Here is a 13,253-nt window from a genome sequence, read left to right as displayed (position 1 = left end):
CTGTCGGCCGGAGCCGCCGCGCCCTCGCTCGCCGCCTCGGCCGCGCCGCTGGCGGCGGACGGGCGGATCACGGGCCGACGCGGAGCGCCACCGGTTCCTGCGGCGGTCGTCCCCGGGGGCGCCCCGGCTGCCGGGGTCGCCGTCCCGCGCGCCGCCAGCGCGGCGGCGGAGACCGGGACGCCGGAGATCGTCACCGGCGTTTCGGCGAGCTTGGGCGCGCTCTGCCCGCCGATCGTAACCGACAGCGCATCGGGCCGCCCGGTGTTGATGCGCGGGTCCTTGGCGGTCACCGGCACCTCGATCGTCTCGCCGAGCTTCAATGTGCGCTCGGCGAGCCGCGCGCCGCCCTCTTCATAGAGCCGCACCCAGATCCCGTCCTCGAGCGCGGTCAGCACCACCGGCCCGCTCGGCACGGGCGCGGCGCTCGGAGCGGCAGGCCGAGCGGCGGTCGCGCTCGGCGCGGGCTCGGGCGACAGCAGCGAGGCCGGGCCCGTGCCCGCGCCGAAATAGCTCCCCGCAAAGGCGACGATCCCGAGCATCAGGATCACCACCGCGCCCGCAGCCGCCCAGGCGAGGCCCGCCGAGGGCAGGCGCGCCGGATCGCCGGGCTCCATGCCGCCGGAGGGCACTGTGCGGCGCATCGAGCCGTCCGCGAGCTCGGCGCGCACGGCATCGGTGATCGCCGCCTCGTCGAGCCCCACCGCCTTGGCATAGGTGCGGGCAAAGCCGATCGCATAGGCGCGCGAGGGCAGGTTCTCGAACGCGTCGGCCTCGATCGCTTCGAGATGGCGCAGCGGAATACGGGTTTCGGCGGCGATATGCGCCAGTTCCAGTCGCTGCGCCTCGCGCGCGGCGCGCAAAGTCGCGCCGGGGCCGGAAACGGCGTCTTGAGGCGCATCGGCGGCGCTGTCGAATTCTTCGCTATCCATGTGACCCGGGTCCCGCGCCTTCTTGCCGAGGCGTTGCGTGAGAGTGATGTATGATTGGCTCGCTGCGGGACTCACCCGCTCGGGTGCGTCCTGTCAAGCATCGCCATAACATGCCGCCGCACCGTGGCCACGCTTCTCCGCAAGCCGCGCTTCAATCATATTCGATCTCGCGTGCGGCGGCCCATGCGGCGAGCTCGTCGCGCAAGCTACCGGTGGGGCTGGCGAGCCAGCCGTTCATCGCCGCGGTCAGCTCGGCCAGGTCGACCTTGCGCACCAGTTCCTTGATCGGGCCCACGGCCGCCGGGGTGATCGAGAGGCGGCGGTAACCGATGCCGAGCAGCGCCAGCGCCTCCAGCCGCCGCCCGCCCATCTCGCCGCACACGCCGATGTCGACCCCGCTGCCGAGGCTGGTCTGCATCACCCGGCGCAGGAACCGGAGGATCGAGGGGCTGAGCCAGTCGTAGCGCTCCGCCAGCTTGGGGTTGGCGCGGTCGGCGGCGAACAGGAACTGGGTCAGGTCATTGGTGCCGATGGAGAGGAAGGAGAGGCGCGGCAGCAGCATGTCGAGCACCTCGGCGAGCGCGGGCACTTCGAGCATGGCGCCGAAATTGATCCGTTCGGGCAGGAGCTTCTTCTGCGCGCGCAGGAAGGCGAGCTGTTCGTCGAACACCGCCTTGGCAGCGTCGAACTCCCACGGCTCGGACACCATCGGGAACATGACGTAGAGCGAGCGCCCCGCCGCCGCCTCGAGCAGCGAGCGCGCCTGGATCTTCATCAACCCCTCGCGCTCCAGCGCCAGCCGCAGCGCGCGCCAGCCCATCGCCGGGTTCTCGTCCTGCGCGGCGATCTCGGAGGCAAGGTAGGGCACCGACTTGTCGCCGCCGATATCGACCGTGCGGAAAATCACCGGCTTGTCGCCGGCCGCATCGAGCACGTCGCGGTAGAGCCGCGTCTGGCGCTCGCGCTGCGGCAGGGTGGCCGAGACGAGGAACTGGAACTCGGTGCGGAACAGGCCCACGCCGTCGGCGCCGGTCATGGCGAGCGCGCTCATGTCGTCGCGCAGGCCGGCATTCATCATCACCTGGATGCGCGTGCCGCAGCGGGTGAAGGGCTCGACATCGCGCAAGCTGGCGTAGGCCGCCTGCTTTTCGCGGCTCTTGGCAAAGCGCGCCTGAAAGGCGTCGGCGACCTGCGGCAGGGGGCGCACGATGGCATTGCCCGCGGTCGCATCGAGCAGGATCTCGTCGCCCTCGCGGATGGTGGTGCGCACGCCTTTGGTGCGGCCGATCACGGGCACGTTCATCGCCCGGGCAACGATCACGACGTGGGCGGTGAGCGAGCCCTCTTCGAGGATCACGCCCTTCAGCCGCCGCTTGTCGTATTCGAGAAGTTCGGCCGGGCCGAGGTTGCGCGCGATCAGGATCGAATCCTTGCGCAGGCCTTGCGAGGCGGCGGTGCCGAACCGCCCGGCTACGATCCTGAGCAAGCGGTTCGCCAAATCCTCGAGGTCATGCATCCGGTCGGCGAGCAGCGGATCGTCGATCTCGCGCATCCGCATCCTTGTGTGCTGCTGCACGCGCTCGATCGCGGCCTCGGCGGTGAGGCCGGAATCGATCGCCTCGTTGATGCGCCGCGACCAGCCCTCGTCATAGGCGAACATCTTGTAGGTCTCGAGCACCTCCTCGTGCTCGCCGCCGACGCCGAATTCGGCCTGGCTGGCGAGGCTGTCGATCTGCTCGCGCATCCGGTCGAAGGCGCGGTAGACGCGCTGGCGCTCGGCCTCGATGTCCTCGGCCATGACCTGGGTGATCTCGACCCGCGGCTGGTGGTAGACGGCAACCCCGGCCCCCAGCCCCTTGACCAGCGTGAGCCCGGTGAGCGTCTGCGGCCCGGACTGTTCGGCGGTGAGGCCGAGGGCCTGCTCCTCGTCGATCAGTTCGGCATTGGCGATCAGTTCGGAGAGCACCATCGCGGTGGTCTGGAGCGCCTCGATCTCGATGTCCTCGTAACGGCGCGGCTCGACGTGCTGGACGCACAGCACGCCCACCGCGCGCTCGCGGTAGACGATGGGGACGCCCGCGAAGGAGTGGAACTTCTCCTCGCCGGTTTCGGGGCGGTACTGGAAGTCGGGATGCGCCTTGGCCTCGGCGAGGTTCAGCGTCTCGACCTTCTGCGCGATCGCGCCGGTCAGCCCCTCGCCGATCGCCATGCGGGTGACGTGCACCGCGCTCTGGTTGAGGCCGCGCGTGGCGAAGAGTTCGAGCATCCCCTCGCGCAGCAGATAGATCGAGCAGACCTCGCTCGACAGGCACTCGCCGATGATCTCGACGACCTGATCGAGCTTGGCCTGCGCGTGCATCCGCGAGGCCATCACCTCGGTAAGGCGGAGCAGGATCTGGCGGGCGGCGGCGGCGGCGGTCATACCTTGGAGGATGTATGCCGACCGCGCGGCAAATGCAAAAGGGGCATTCGTCCGCTGGCGCCGCCCCCGCTCAGGCGGGCGTCAGACCCCGGCGATTTCCTCTTTCAATCGCAGCTTCTGCTTCTTGAGAAGCTGGATCGTCGCGGTGTCGGGCACGGGCCGGGCCAGTTCGTCGCGCAGACGGGCTTCGAGGCCGGCGTGCTTGGTCTGGAGGGCGGTGAGGTGCGAGGACACTGCGGTCGATGCCATGAGGCGTTCTCCTGTCGTAGCGGGGGGATGCCCCCGGGCAGGCGACTCGGCACGCTGGGCGGCCGGGCCGCAGGTTCGAAAGAACCACAGGAAGGCTGGCATGGAAAGCCCTGACGAATCCTTACGCCGCACCCCCGGGGCAGAATGCGGCACGCCGTGCGGGAGGCGATCCGCGTCGCGAAGCCTCTACCCAAACCGGCCGGGAACGCGTAGCGCGTGGCTGCAATGGCGCAGCCGAGGGCCGCGCGGGCCGAGGGAAGATCAGGGGCGACGAATGACCGAGCAGGAGCTCAGGAAAAAGCTCGAATTGCTCAAGACCGAGCACCGCGATCTCGACGCCGCGATCGCCGCCCTGACCGAGGCGGCGCGCGGCTCGGCCTCGGCCGACATGCTCCAGATCGCGCGGCTCAAGAAGCGCAAGCTGCGCCTGAAGGACCAGATCGCGATCATCGAGGACACGCTGCTACCCGATATCATCGCGTGATTTGATCGCGGGTTCGCTGGCGTGCGACCGGTCTTTCCCATGGTTAGCGGATCATCAATTCTGTTCCCGGAAGGGACGGATGCGAAAATTACTTGGAAAGTAACCATAGTCATATGGCGGCCCGCCCCGCACAGGCGTAGGATCGCGCCCGATGGCCCGCACCACCAACCTCTCGCGCCCGATCATCGAGGCGCTCTACACCGAGGCGCTCGTCCTCGCCGATGAGGTGCGCGCGGTGTTCGCCGCCGGCGTGCGCGAGCCGCTGACGGGGGAGGACGCCTTCGTGCGCCTCGCGCTCTCGACCGAGGGGCTCAAGACCACCACGCGAATGATGCACGTGCTCGCCTGGCTCCTCAACCAGCGCGCGCTGTTCTCGGGCGAGCTCTCCGAGAACCAGGTGCGGCTCCACGGCGCGCTGCCGGCAGACCGCCCCTCGGACGAGGCGCAGCTCGCGCTGCTCGAGCCCGAGACCCGCGAACTGATCGCCGACACCGAGAAGCTCCACCAGCGCATCGCCCGGCTGGACGAGGCGTGGCGCGGGCATTTCGAGATGGCCTCCCCGGCGCGCGCCTTCCAGGATCGCATCGGGCGGGAATTGGGACGGTTCGGATAGGCGATTACGAGACGGCGAGGGCCTTGCGCCACGCCGCCAGCCGCGCGTCCCTGACATCGTCCGCCATCGCCGGCTCGAAGGTTGCCAGCCGCCCGCGCATCGCGGCGCAGGCCGCTGCCAGATCGGGATGAAGCCCCGCCCCCGCCGCCGCCAGCATCGCCGCGCCCAGTGCCGTCGTCTCGACGAAGCCGGGGCGCTCGACCGTCACCCCCAGCATGTCGGCGAGGTCCTGCGCCATCCAGTCGTTGGCTGCCATCCCGCCGTCGATCCTGAGCGTCTCCCACGGCGCGCCGTCGGCGGTGAAGGCGGCGCACAGGTCGTGCGTCTGGTGCGCCATCGCCTCCAAAGCCGCACGCGCAAGCTCGGCCTTGCCGCTGGCGAAGGAGAGCCCCGCGATCACGCCGCGCGCCTCGGCCCGCCAGTGCGGCGCGCCGAGGCCCGCCAGCGCGGGCACGATCACCACGCCCCCGCTGTCGGGGATCGAGCGCGCCAGCGCCTCGGTCTCCGCGGCGACCTCGACGATCCCGAGCGAATCCCTCAGCCATTGCACCAGGCTCCCCGCGACGAACACCGATCCCTCGATGGCATAGGTGCGCATGCCATCGCACTGGGTCAGCACGGTGCCGAGCAGGCGGTTGGTCGAGCGCGGGATGCGGGCGCCCTGACAGGTCAGCACGAAGGCCCCGGTGCCGTAGGTCGCCTTGGTCTCACCCGGCGCGAGGCAGCCCTGCCCGACAGTCGCCGCCTGCTGGTCGCCCGCAAGGCCGGTGATCGGGATGGCGCGGCCGAACAGCGCCGCATCGGTCACCGCGAGCGGCCCCGAGGTGTCCACCACCCCCGGAAGCGCCGCGCGCGGGACGCCGAGAAGATCGCAAAGACCTTCGTCGAACTGCGCATCGTGCAGCCCCATCAGCAAGGTGCGGCTGGCGTTGGATGCATCGGTGATATGCGCCGCGCCGCCCGTGAGCTTGAACACCAGCCAGCTCTCGACCGTCCCGAAGGCGAGCGTGCCCTTCTCCGCCGCAGACTTCACTTCGGGCACGTTGTCGAGCATCCAGCGCATCTTGGTGCCCGAGAAATAGGGATCGAGCAGCAGGCCGGTGCGCTCCTGCACCCCGGCCTCGTGGCCCGCCTCGCGCAGCGCAATGCAGAACGGCTCGGTGCGGCGGTCCTGCCAGACGATGGCGTTGGTGAGCGGCTCGCCGGTCGTCTTGTCCCACGCCACCACGGTCTCGCGCTGGTTGGTGATGCCGATGCAGGCGATGCTCGCCGCTCCGCCCGCCTTGGGGACGACATTCTGCGCGCAGGCGAGCGTCTTCTCCCAGATCTCGCGCGGATCGTGCTCGACCCAGCCGCCTTGCGGGTAGTGCTGGGTCAGCGGCTCCTGCGCCGAGGCGACCAGCACGCCGTCGGAGGCGAACAGCATGGCGCGGGTGGAGGTCGTGCCTTCATCGAGCACGAGGATGTAGTCGGACATGAAGCTCTCCCGTTTTGGGGCTTCCTAGCCGCTGGCGCTGCGAGAAGTCGAGATGGAGTAAGATGCCCCCTTTTCCGTCTCCCCGGGCCTGACCCGGGGCCCCGCTTCCTTCCAGCTGCAGGGCGATGGCCGCAACAGGAAAGCGGGGCCCCGGCTCAAGGCCGGGGAGACGTGCGGCGGGTTCTATGCTTGCGACAAAGCGCATCGAAGCCCAAATGGGCCTTATGGTCACCATCCCAGAAAAACCCTGGCCCACCGGGCTTGCCGAGGACGTCGAGCCGCTGGTCAGGCGCGTGCTCGCGCCCAACCCCTCGCCCTATACCTTCACCGGCACCCAGACCTATGTCGTTGGCATGGCCGACGGGCCGGACTGCGCGGTGATCGATCCCGGCCCGGACAAGGCTGCGCATATCGCCGCGATCCTCGCTGCGGTGGGCGCGCGGAAAATCCTCGCGATCATGTGCACCCACACCCACCGCGACCACTCCCCCGCCGCAGCGCCGCTGGCGGCGCAGACCGGCGCACCGATCGTCGGCTGCGCGCCGCTGGTGCTCGCAGTGGACGGCCCGCGCTCGGACGAGGCCTTCGATCCGACCTACGCCCCCGACCGCGTCCTGCTCGACGGCGAGGGGATGCGCGGCACCGGCTGGACGCTCACCGCGCTCGCCACACCTGGGCACACCTCGAACCACCTGTGCTTTGCGCTCGAGGAGAGCGGTGCCCTCTTCACCGGCGACCACGTGATGGGCTGGTCGACCAGCGTCGTCATCCCGCCCGATGGCGACATGGGCGATTACATGGCGAGCCTCGAGAAGCTGCTGGCGCGCGATGACGTGCGCTATCACTCGGCCCACGGCGCGGCGATCGAGAAGCCCAGGCAGCTGGTGCGCGGCATGATCGGCCATCGCCGCCAGCGCGAGGCGCAGATCCTGCGCCTGCTTGGCGAGAGCCCGCGTCCCGTCAGCGGTTTCATCCCCGAGATGTACAAGGGCCTCGACCCGCGCCTCGTCGGGGCGGCGGAGATGAGCGTGACGGCGCACCTGATCGATCTGGAAAAGCGGGGCCTTGCGGGACGCGAAGGCGCGACATGGCGGATTGCCCGCGCCTGACCGCTTGCTCCGGCGCGCCTTCCATGTTTCATTGCCTGCGAGGGGCATTTGGGGGGATCGAGCATGGCCACAGCAGCAGCACAGCGCGCCGCGCCCGTGGAAGGGACGCGCTTCTTCCTGATCATGGCGAGCGTCATGTCGCTCACCATCGTGACAGGCTTCACCTTTCATCTGATCGCCGGCCGGTCGAGCTTCGATGCGCCGCTGGTCGTCCACCTCCACGGCGTGATGTTCATGGCGTGGATCGGGCTCTATGTCGCACAGCATGTCAGCATCGCGAGCGGCAATGTCGCGCTGCACCGCCAGCTCGGGAAGCTCGCCTATGGCTTCATCCCGGCGATGGTGCTGGCGGGCACGGCGGTGATGGTGCACTCGGCGCAGACGCGCGGGGGGCCGTTCTTCTTCGCCATCAACGAATTCGTGATCAGCAACGCGATGGGGCTCTACTGCCTCGGGGGCCTCGCGCTGTGGGCGCTCAGGGTACGGCGGCATCAGGGCTGGCATCGCCGCCTGATGCTGGTGGCGATGAGCATCCTGACCGGACCCGGCCTCGGCCGGCTGCTCCCCGCGCCGCTGATGATCCCCTATGCCTGGCCGACCTCGATCGCGATCACGTGGATCTTTCCGCTGATCGGGATGTGGGCCGATTGGCGCAGGCATGGCCGGGTGCATCCGGCCTATTGGTGGGGCATGGGGATCAATGTCGGGGTCTTCGCGGTCTCGATGCTGATCGCCTATTCGCCCGCCGGCTATGCCTTCACCGAATGGCTGATCGCCGGCACCCCCGGGGCCGAGCGCCCGATGGGGCCCTTCCTCCCGCCGGGCTTCGGCGGCTGAGGGCTGCGCTTTTCGCTCGAAAATCGCCGCGCTGCGCCTATATCGGCGGCTCTTGAGTTTACGGGGAACCCGACCATGAGCCTGCTGACCCGCAACCCCACCGGCGCCGACCTGCTCGCCGAGATCGACCGCTTGCGGAAAGAACGCAACGCGGTGATCCTCGCGCATTATTACCAGACCCCCGACATCCAGGACATTGCCGACTTCGTGGGGGATTCGCTGGAGCTGTCGCGCAAGGCGGCGGCGACCGATGCCGACGTGATCGCCTTCTGCGGGGTCAAGTTCATGGCCGACACGGCGAAGATCCTCTCGCCGCAGAAGACCGTGATCCTGCCCGACATGGACGCCGGGTGCTCCCTCGAGGACTCCTGCCCGCCGGAAAAATTCCGCGCCTTCCGCGAGGCCCACCCCGATCACATCGCGCTGACCTACATCAACTGCTCCACGGAAGTGAAGGCGCTCTCGGACGTGATCGTCACCTCGTCCTCGGCCGAGACGATCCTCGCCCAGATCCCCGCGGAGCAGAAGATCATCTTCGGCCCTGACCGGCACCTCGGCGGCTACTTGGCGCGCAAGTTCAACCGCGAGATGCTGCTGTGGCCCGGGGTGTGCATCGTCCACGAGGCCTTCTCCGAAACCGAGCTCCTGAAGCTCAAGGAGCAATATCCCGGCGCGCCGATCGCCGCGCACCCCGAATGCCCGCCGACGATCATCGACCACGCCGATTACGTCGGCTCGACCAGCGGCATCCTGAGCTTTGCCAAGACCTTCCCCGGCGACACCCTGATCGTCGCGACCGAGCCGCACATCATCCACCAGATGGAAAAGGCCCTGCCCGAGAAGACCTTCATCGGCGCGCCGGGTGCGGACGGGAACTGCTCGTGCAACATCTGCCCCTACATGGCGCTGAACACGATGGAGAAGCTCTACGTCGCGCTGCGCGACCTCACGCCGCAGATCGAGATCGAGGAAGGCATCCGCCTCAAGGCCAAGCGCAGCCTCGACCGCATGCTCGAGATGGCGAGCGGGACTGTCGGGATGGGGGACTTGGGGAAGGTCGCGTTCAGTGCGGACTAGGCTCGCGCGCGCCGGCCTTGCGCTGTGCGCGGCGGTCCTGCTCGGCGGACCGCTGTCGGCAGAGACGCGCGAATATGCCGTCGGCCAGGTGTGGGCCTTCGAGACCGCGCCGCAAGACAAGGGCGCGCTGATCCAGATCCGCGAAATCGGCGAGATCGGCCCGCCCGAAGCGCCTGTCACGGTCTACCACATCAGCATGATCGGCGTTGCCATTCCGGGCGAAGCGGAGCCGCTGGAAATCGCGCACCTGCCCGTCTCGCGGCAGACGCTCGACAGTTCGGTGACCGTACAGGTCGCCACCGCGCCCGCCTTCCCCGCTCACGCGGAAGGCAAGGCCGAGTGGGAAGCGGCAGAAGGCGGGGTGTTCACGATTCCGCTGCGCCAGATTGCCGACATCCTGCGCGAGCAGGTCGCAAGGATGCGCAGCACTGCAGGCGAGAGCAGGCACTAGGCCTCGTGCGGTCCGCCGACGGCGGTTGCGCCCAACCGCGCCGCCCTCGCAACCCTTTGCCATGCTCGCGTGTTCACTCTTGATGACCGCGAAACTCCGCTTCTTCTGGGCCCGCCTCAACGCCAATTACTGGTTCTTCCCCGGCCTCTTCGCGGTGCTCGCCGCGCTGCTGGCGACGGCCATGGTCGCGCTCGATCACGCCGGGGTCGCCGATGCGCTCGATCTTGAGCGCTGGATCGTGCCGATCCGCCCGACCGGCGCCGCCGATTTCCTCAGCGTCATGGCGAGCGCCACGATCGGCGTCGCCTCGACGGTGTTCTCGATCACGCTGGTCGCGGTGACCTATGCCAGCGGCACCTACGGGCCGCGGCTGCTCACCAATTTCCTCGAGGACAAGGGCAACCAGATCTCGCTCGCGACCTTCATCGCGGCCTTCGTCTATGCGCTGATCGTGCTGCGCTCGGTCCGGTCCGAAGACGAGGGGGCGCTCGGCACGCTCGCCGGCGGCAGCGCGGCCGAGGGCTTCGCGCCGCAGCTGTCGATCCTCGTCGCGTACCTCCTGATGGCAGCCTGCGTCGCGGTGCTGGTGTTCTTCCTCAACCACGTCCCCACCTCGATCGGGATCAACAACGTGCTGCGGAAGATCGGCAAGCGCCTGATCGAGGAGGTGGAGGAAACCTATCCCGACGCCGCAGGCACGGCCGAAGCGCCCGGGACGGCGGGCGGCGAGCCGCTGCTCTCGGGCGAGACCGGCTATGTCCAGCTGATCGATTTCGAGGGCCTTGCGAAGGTGGCCGGCGAGTGCGACGCGATCCTCTCGCTCAAGGTGCGGACGGGGGATTTCGTCCATCGCGACCTCCCTCTCCTCGAGGTTCGCGGCGCTTCGCCGGAAGAGCTTGCCGGCAAGGTGCGCCCCTGCTTCACCACCGGTTCGTCGCGGACCCCGGCGCAAGACCCGCAATTCCTGATCGACGAGCTGGTCGAAATCGGCCTGCGCGCCCTTTCGCCCGGGGTCAACGACCCCTTCACCGCGATCACCGCGCTCCACTGGCTGGGCGCGGCGACTGCGGAGATCGGACGGCGCGACCTGCGCAAGCAGGTGGGCGGCGCGGAGCACGGCGCGGCACGGGTGATCCCGCTGGCCGCCGACTTCGCCCATTTCTGCGAGCGCGGCTTCGGGTCGATCCGCAGCGCTGTCGCGGCAAGCCCCAACGCGGTGATGGTGATGCTTGACGCGCTCGCCAACGCCGCCACGCCGCTCGCCGACCCGCAGCGCCGCGCGGTCCTGCGCGGCCACGGCGACTTGCTGATCGACCAGGCCCGCAGCGCGCTGACCGGGCCCGATCTCGCCAAGGTCGAACAGGCCTATCGGCAATTCGCCCGCGCGCTGGCCTGATCAGGCCTTGGCCCGCGCCACCGCCAGCGCCGCCCCCACCAGCACCATCCCGGCAATATCCAGCGGCGAGAGCACCTCGCCGAAGGCCAGCCAGCCGTAGAGCGAGGCCACCACCGGCTGGGTCAGCAGCGCCAGTCCCACCACCAGCGGGGGGAAGTACTTCAGCGAGAACACCATCAGCCCCTGCCCCACCAGCTGGCTGACCACGAACAGGCCGATCACCGGCCCCCACGCCTGCGGCCACACCGGCTCGCCCAACGCCAGCGCGATCACCAGCAGCACCGGCGCGCCGAACAGGCTGACCCAGACGAGCAGGCTCCACGATCCGAAACTCCCCCGCGCGCCCTGCAGCGTGAGCAGATAGACGGCATAAAGCAGCCCCGCCGCGACCGAAAACAGGTCGCCGATCAGCGTTGCGTTCGAGATCTCGAGGCTGCGCCCCATCAGGATCGCCGCGCCGCCGAGCGCGAAGATGATCGCCAGCCATTCCAGCCGCCCGGGCAGCATCCGGTGGATGATAAAACCCCAGAACAGCAGCACGATCGACCCGGCATTGCCGAACAGCGTCGCATTGCCGATCCGGGTCATCTCGATCCCGATGTGCCAGCTCGCAAGGTCCAGCGCGAAGGTTACCGCGCCCAGCGCCACCAGCGCCAGCGTCCTGGCTCCCATGCCGCCGAGGCGCTGGCCGTTCGTCCGCGCCAGCAGCACCATGAAGGGCAGCGCCAGGAACAGCCGCCAGAACCCCGCCGCGACCGGGCCGGTGTCCGCCACCCGCACGAACCACGGCCCGATGGCGAGCGCGACATTGCCGCCCAGCAGCGCGGCGAGCAGCAGCCACGCCGCCGGGCGCGCCGGATCGCGGACAACTTCTTCTTGGGCCACACCCTCATTTTCCATGCTTGCGCCCTAGCCGCGCCCGCCCCAAGTGGATAGCCAATCGAAACCTGTTCGAGAGGATATCTTCAGATATGCATGACGCACTGTTCCAGCCGCTCCAGATGGGCGCGCTCCACGCGAAGAACCGCATCCACATGGCCCCGCTGACTCGCGGGCGTGCGGCCGAGCCGATGTTCGTCCCCAACGAGCTGATGGCGACCTATTACCGCCAGCGTGCGGGCGCCGGCATGATCCTCACCGAAGCGACCGGCATCAGCCGCGAAGGCCTCGGCTGGCCGAGTGCGCCGGGGATCTGGTCGGACGAGCAGACCGAAGCTTGGAAGGCCACCACCAAGGGCGTGCACGAGGAAGGCGGCCTCATCGTCATGCAGCTGTGGCACATGGGCCGCATCGTCCACCCGGTATTCCTCGATGGCCAGCCGCCCTTCTCCGCGAGCGCCACGCAGGCTCCGGGCGAGGCGCACACGCCCACCGGCAAGCAGCCCTATGCGCAGGCGCGCGAAATGACGCTCGATGACATCAAGCGCACCATCGCCGACTATCGCCGCGCCGCCGAGAACGCCAAGAAGGCGGGCTTCGACGGGGTGCAGCTCCACGGCGCGAATGGCTACCTCGTCGACCAGTTCCTGCGTGACGGGACCAACCTGCGCACCGACGAATATGGCGGCAGCCCCGAAAACCGCACCCGCTTCATGCGCGAGGTGCTCGAAGCGCTGATCGACGTGTGGGGCGCGGACCGCGTCGGCATCCGCCTCTCGCCCAATGGCGATTCGCAAGGCACCGATGACAGCAACCCGGCGGCGACCTTCGGCGCGGCGGCCAAGGTGTGCGAGGAATTGGGCCTCGCCTTCGTCGAACTGCGCGAGCCGGGGCCGGAAGGCACCTTCGGCCGCACCGATGTGCCCAAGCAGAGCCCGCTGATCCGCCAGATCTACACCGGCACACTGATCCTCAATTCGGACTACACCGCCGAGGAAGCCGTCGCCGACATCGAGGCGGGCAAGTGCGACGCGGTGAGCTTCGGGCGGCCCTACATCTCCAATCCCGATCTCGAAAAGCGCATCGCGGCGGGCGCGCACTGGAACCCCAACAAGGACGTGCCCAAGAGCTGGTACTTCCCGATTCCCGAAGGTTACGTCGACTACCCGACCCTCGCGGAAGAGCAGGCCGAAGCGGCGGAGTGATTGTGCTCCCCGGCAGCGTCCGATGTGGGGCGCTGCCGGGGACACGGCTTGCGTTCGGACTTCGACCCCATTGCGGTCATAGATTTCTCTCCCCTTGCGGGAGAGATACGGAGACTTGGCAGCTT

General features: G+C 68.9%; 13 protein-coding genes. 8 read left to right on the top strand and 5 right to left on the bottom strand.

Annotated elements, in window-relative coordinates:
- The 3 genes from AX692_RS06375 to AX692_RS18935 all read right to left on the bottom strand — a co-directional run.
- Positions 1-929: helix-turn-helix domain-containing protein (locus AX692_RS06375; protein ID WP_081095178.1), on the bottom strand; the 929-nt coding region annotated here is incomplete at its 3' end.
- Between the two features lie 151 nt (positions 930-1,080).
- Positions 1,081-3,351, bottom strand: a complete 2,271-nt coding sequence (gene ptsP, locus AX692_RS06370; RefSeq protein WP_073975770.1) for a phosphoenolpyruvate--protein phosphotransferase — start codon at positions 3,349-3,351, stop codon at positions 1,081-1,083.
- Positions 3,352-3,432: 81 nt separating this feature from the next.
- The gene (locus AX692_RS18935; protein ID WP_081095177.1) at positions 3,433-3,600 is read right to left on the bottom strand and encodes a DUF465 domain-containing protein; all 168 of its coding nucleotides are present in this window, start codon (positions 3,598-3,600) and stop codon (positions 3,433-3,435) included.
- 274 nt (positions 3,601-3,874) lie between these two features.
- Here AX692_RS18935 and AX692_RS06365 point away from each other — a divergent pair, with 274 nt between their 5' ends.
- Together AX692_RS06365 and AX692_RS06360 are read left to right on the top strand one after the other, a co-directional pair.
- Positions 3,875-4,084, top strand: coding sequence for a DUF465 domain-containing protein (locus AX692_RS06365; protein ID WP_017666379.1), 210 nt, complete (start codon positions 3,875-3,877; stop codon positions 4,082-4,084).
- A 151-nt stretch (positions 4,085-4,235) separates the two neighbouring features.
- Positions 4,236-4,697, top strand: a complete 462-nt coding sequence (locus AX692_RS06360; RefSeq protein ID WP_073975769.1) for a DUF1465 family protein — start codon at positions 4,236-4,238, stop codon at positions 4,695-4,697.
- A 4-nt stretch (positions 4,698-4,701) separates the two neighbouring features.
- On the opposite strand, the gene glpK is transcribed toward AX692_RS06360, so the two are convergent.
- Positions 4,702-6,174 (bottom strand): glycerol kinase GlpK, encoded by a 1,473-nt coding sequence (glpK, locus tag AX692_RS06355; RefSeq protein WP_073975768.1) that lies wholly within the window; start codon positions 6,172-6,174, stop codon positions 4,702-4,704.
- 224 nt (positions 6,175-6,398) lie between these two features.
- On the opposite strand from glpK, the gene AX692_RS06350 reads away from it, so the two are divergent.
- The 5 genes from AX692_RS06350 to AX692_RS06330 all read left to right on the top strand — a co-directional run bounded on the left by AX692_RS06350 (position 6,399) and on the right by AX692_RS06330 (position 11,044).
- Positions 6,399-7,283 (top strand): MBL fold metallo-hydrolase, encoded by an 885-nt coding sequence (locus AX692_RS06350; RefSeq protein WP_073975767.1) that lies wholly within the window; start codon positions 6,399-6,401, stop codon positions 7,281-7,283.
- Positions 7,284-7,346: 63 nt separating this feature from the next.
- A complete protein-coding gene (locus AX692_RS06345) occupies positions 7,347-8,120 on the top strand; it encodes a hypothetical protein (RefSeq protein ID WP_073975766.1) in 774 nt (257 codons plus the stop codon).
- Between the two features lie 75 nt (positions 8,121-8,195).
- Positions 8,196-9,197, top strand: coding sequence for a quinolinate synthase NadA (gene nadA, locus AX692_RS06340; RefSeq protein ID WP_073975765.1), 1,002 nt, complete (start codon positions 8,196-8,198; stop codon positions 9,195-9,197).
- Positions 9,187-9,648: a hypothetical protein gene (locus AX692_RS06335; protein WP_073975764.1), complete on the top strand. Its 462-nt coding sequence runs from the start codon at positions 9,187-9,189 to the stop codon at positions 9,646-9,648. Before nadA ends, AX692_RS06335 begins: the two co-directional genes overlap by 11 nt.
- A gap of 82 nt (positions 9,649-9,730) precedes the next feature.
- Positions 9,731-11,044 carry a DUF2254 domain-containing protein gene (locus AX692_RS06330; RefSeq protein ID WP_073975763.1) on the top strand — a complete coding sequence of 438 codons (1,314 nt, stop codon included), beginning with the start codon at positions 9,731-9,733 and terminating at the stop codon, positions 11,042-11,044.
- Here AX692_RS06330 and AX692_RS06325 read toward each other — a convergent pair whose 3' ends face one another.
- Positions 11,045-11,944 (bottom strand): DMT family transporter, encoded by a 900-nt coding sequence (locus tag AX692_RS06325; protein WP_073975762.1) that lies wholly within the window; start codon positions 11,942-11,944, stop codon positions 11,045-11,047.
- Between the two features lie 71 nt (positions 11,945-12,015).
- Between AX692_RS06325 and AX692_RS06320 the strand changes: the two genes are divergently transcribed.
- Entirely contained in the window at positions 12,016-13,128 is a 1,113-nt protein-coding gene (locus AX692_RS06320; RefSeq protein ID WP_073975761.1) for an alkene reductase, read from the top strand.
- Positions 13,129-13,253 lie beyond the last annotated feature (125 nt).

It is taken from the genome of Erythrobacter donghaensis (genome assembly GCF_001557325.1).
Classification (GTDB): domain Bacteria; phylum Pseudomonadota; class Alphaproteobacteria; order Sphingomonadales; family Sphingomonadaceae; genus Erythrobacter; species Erythrobacter donghaensis_B.
The sequence above is the reverse complement of the archived record's forward strand: the minus strand, read 5'-3'. Positions and strand labels throughout refer to the sequence as shown.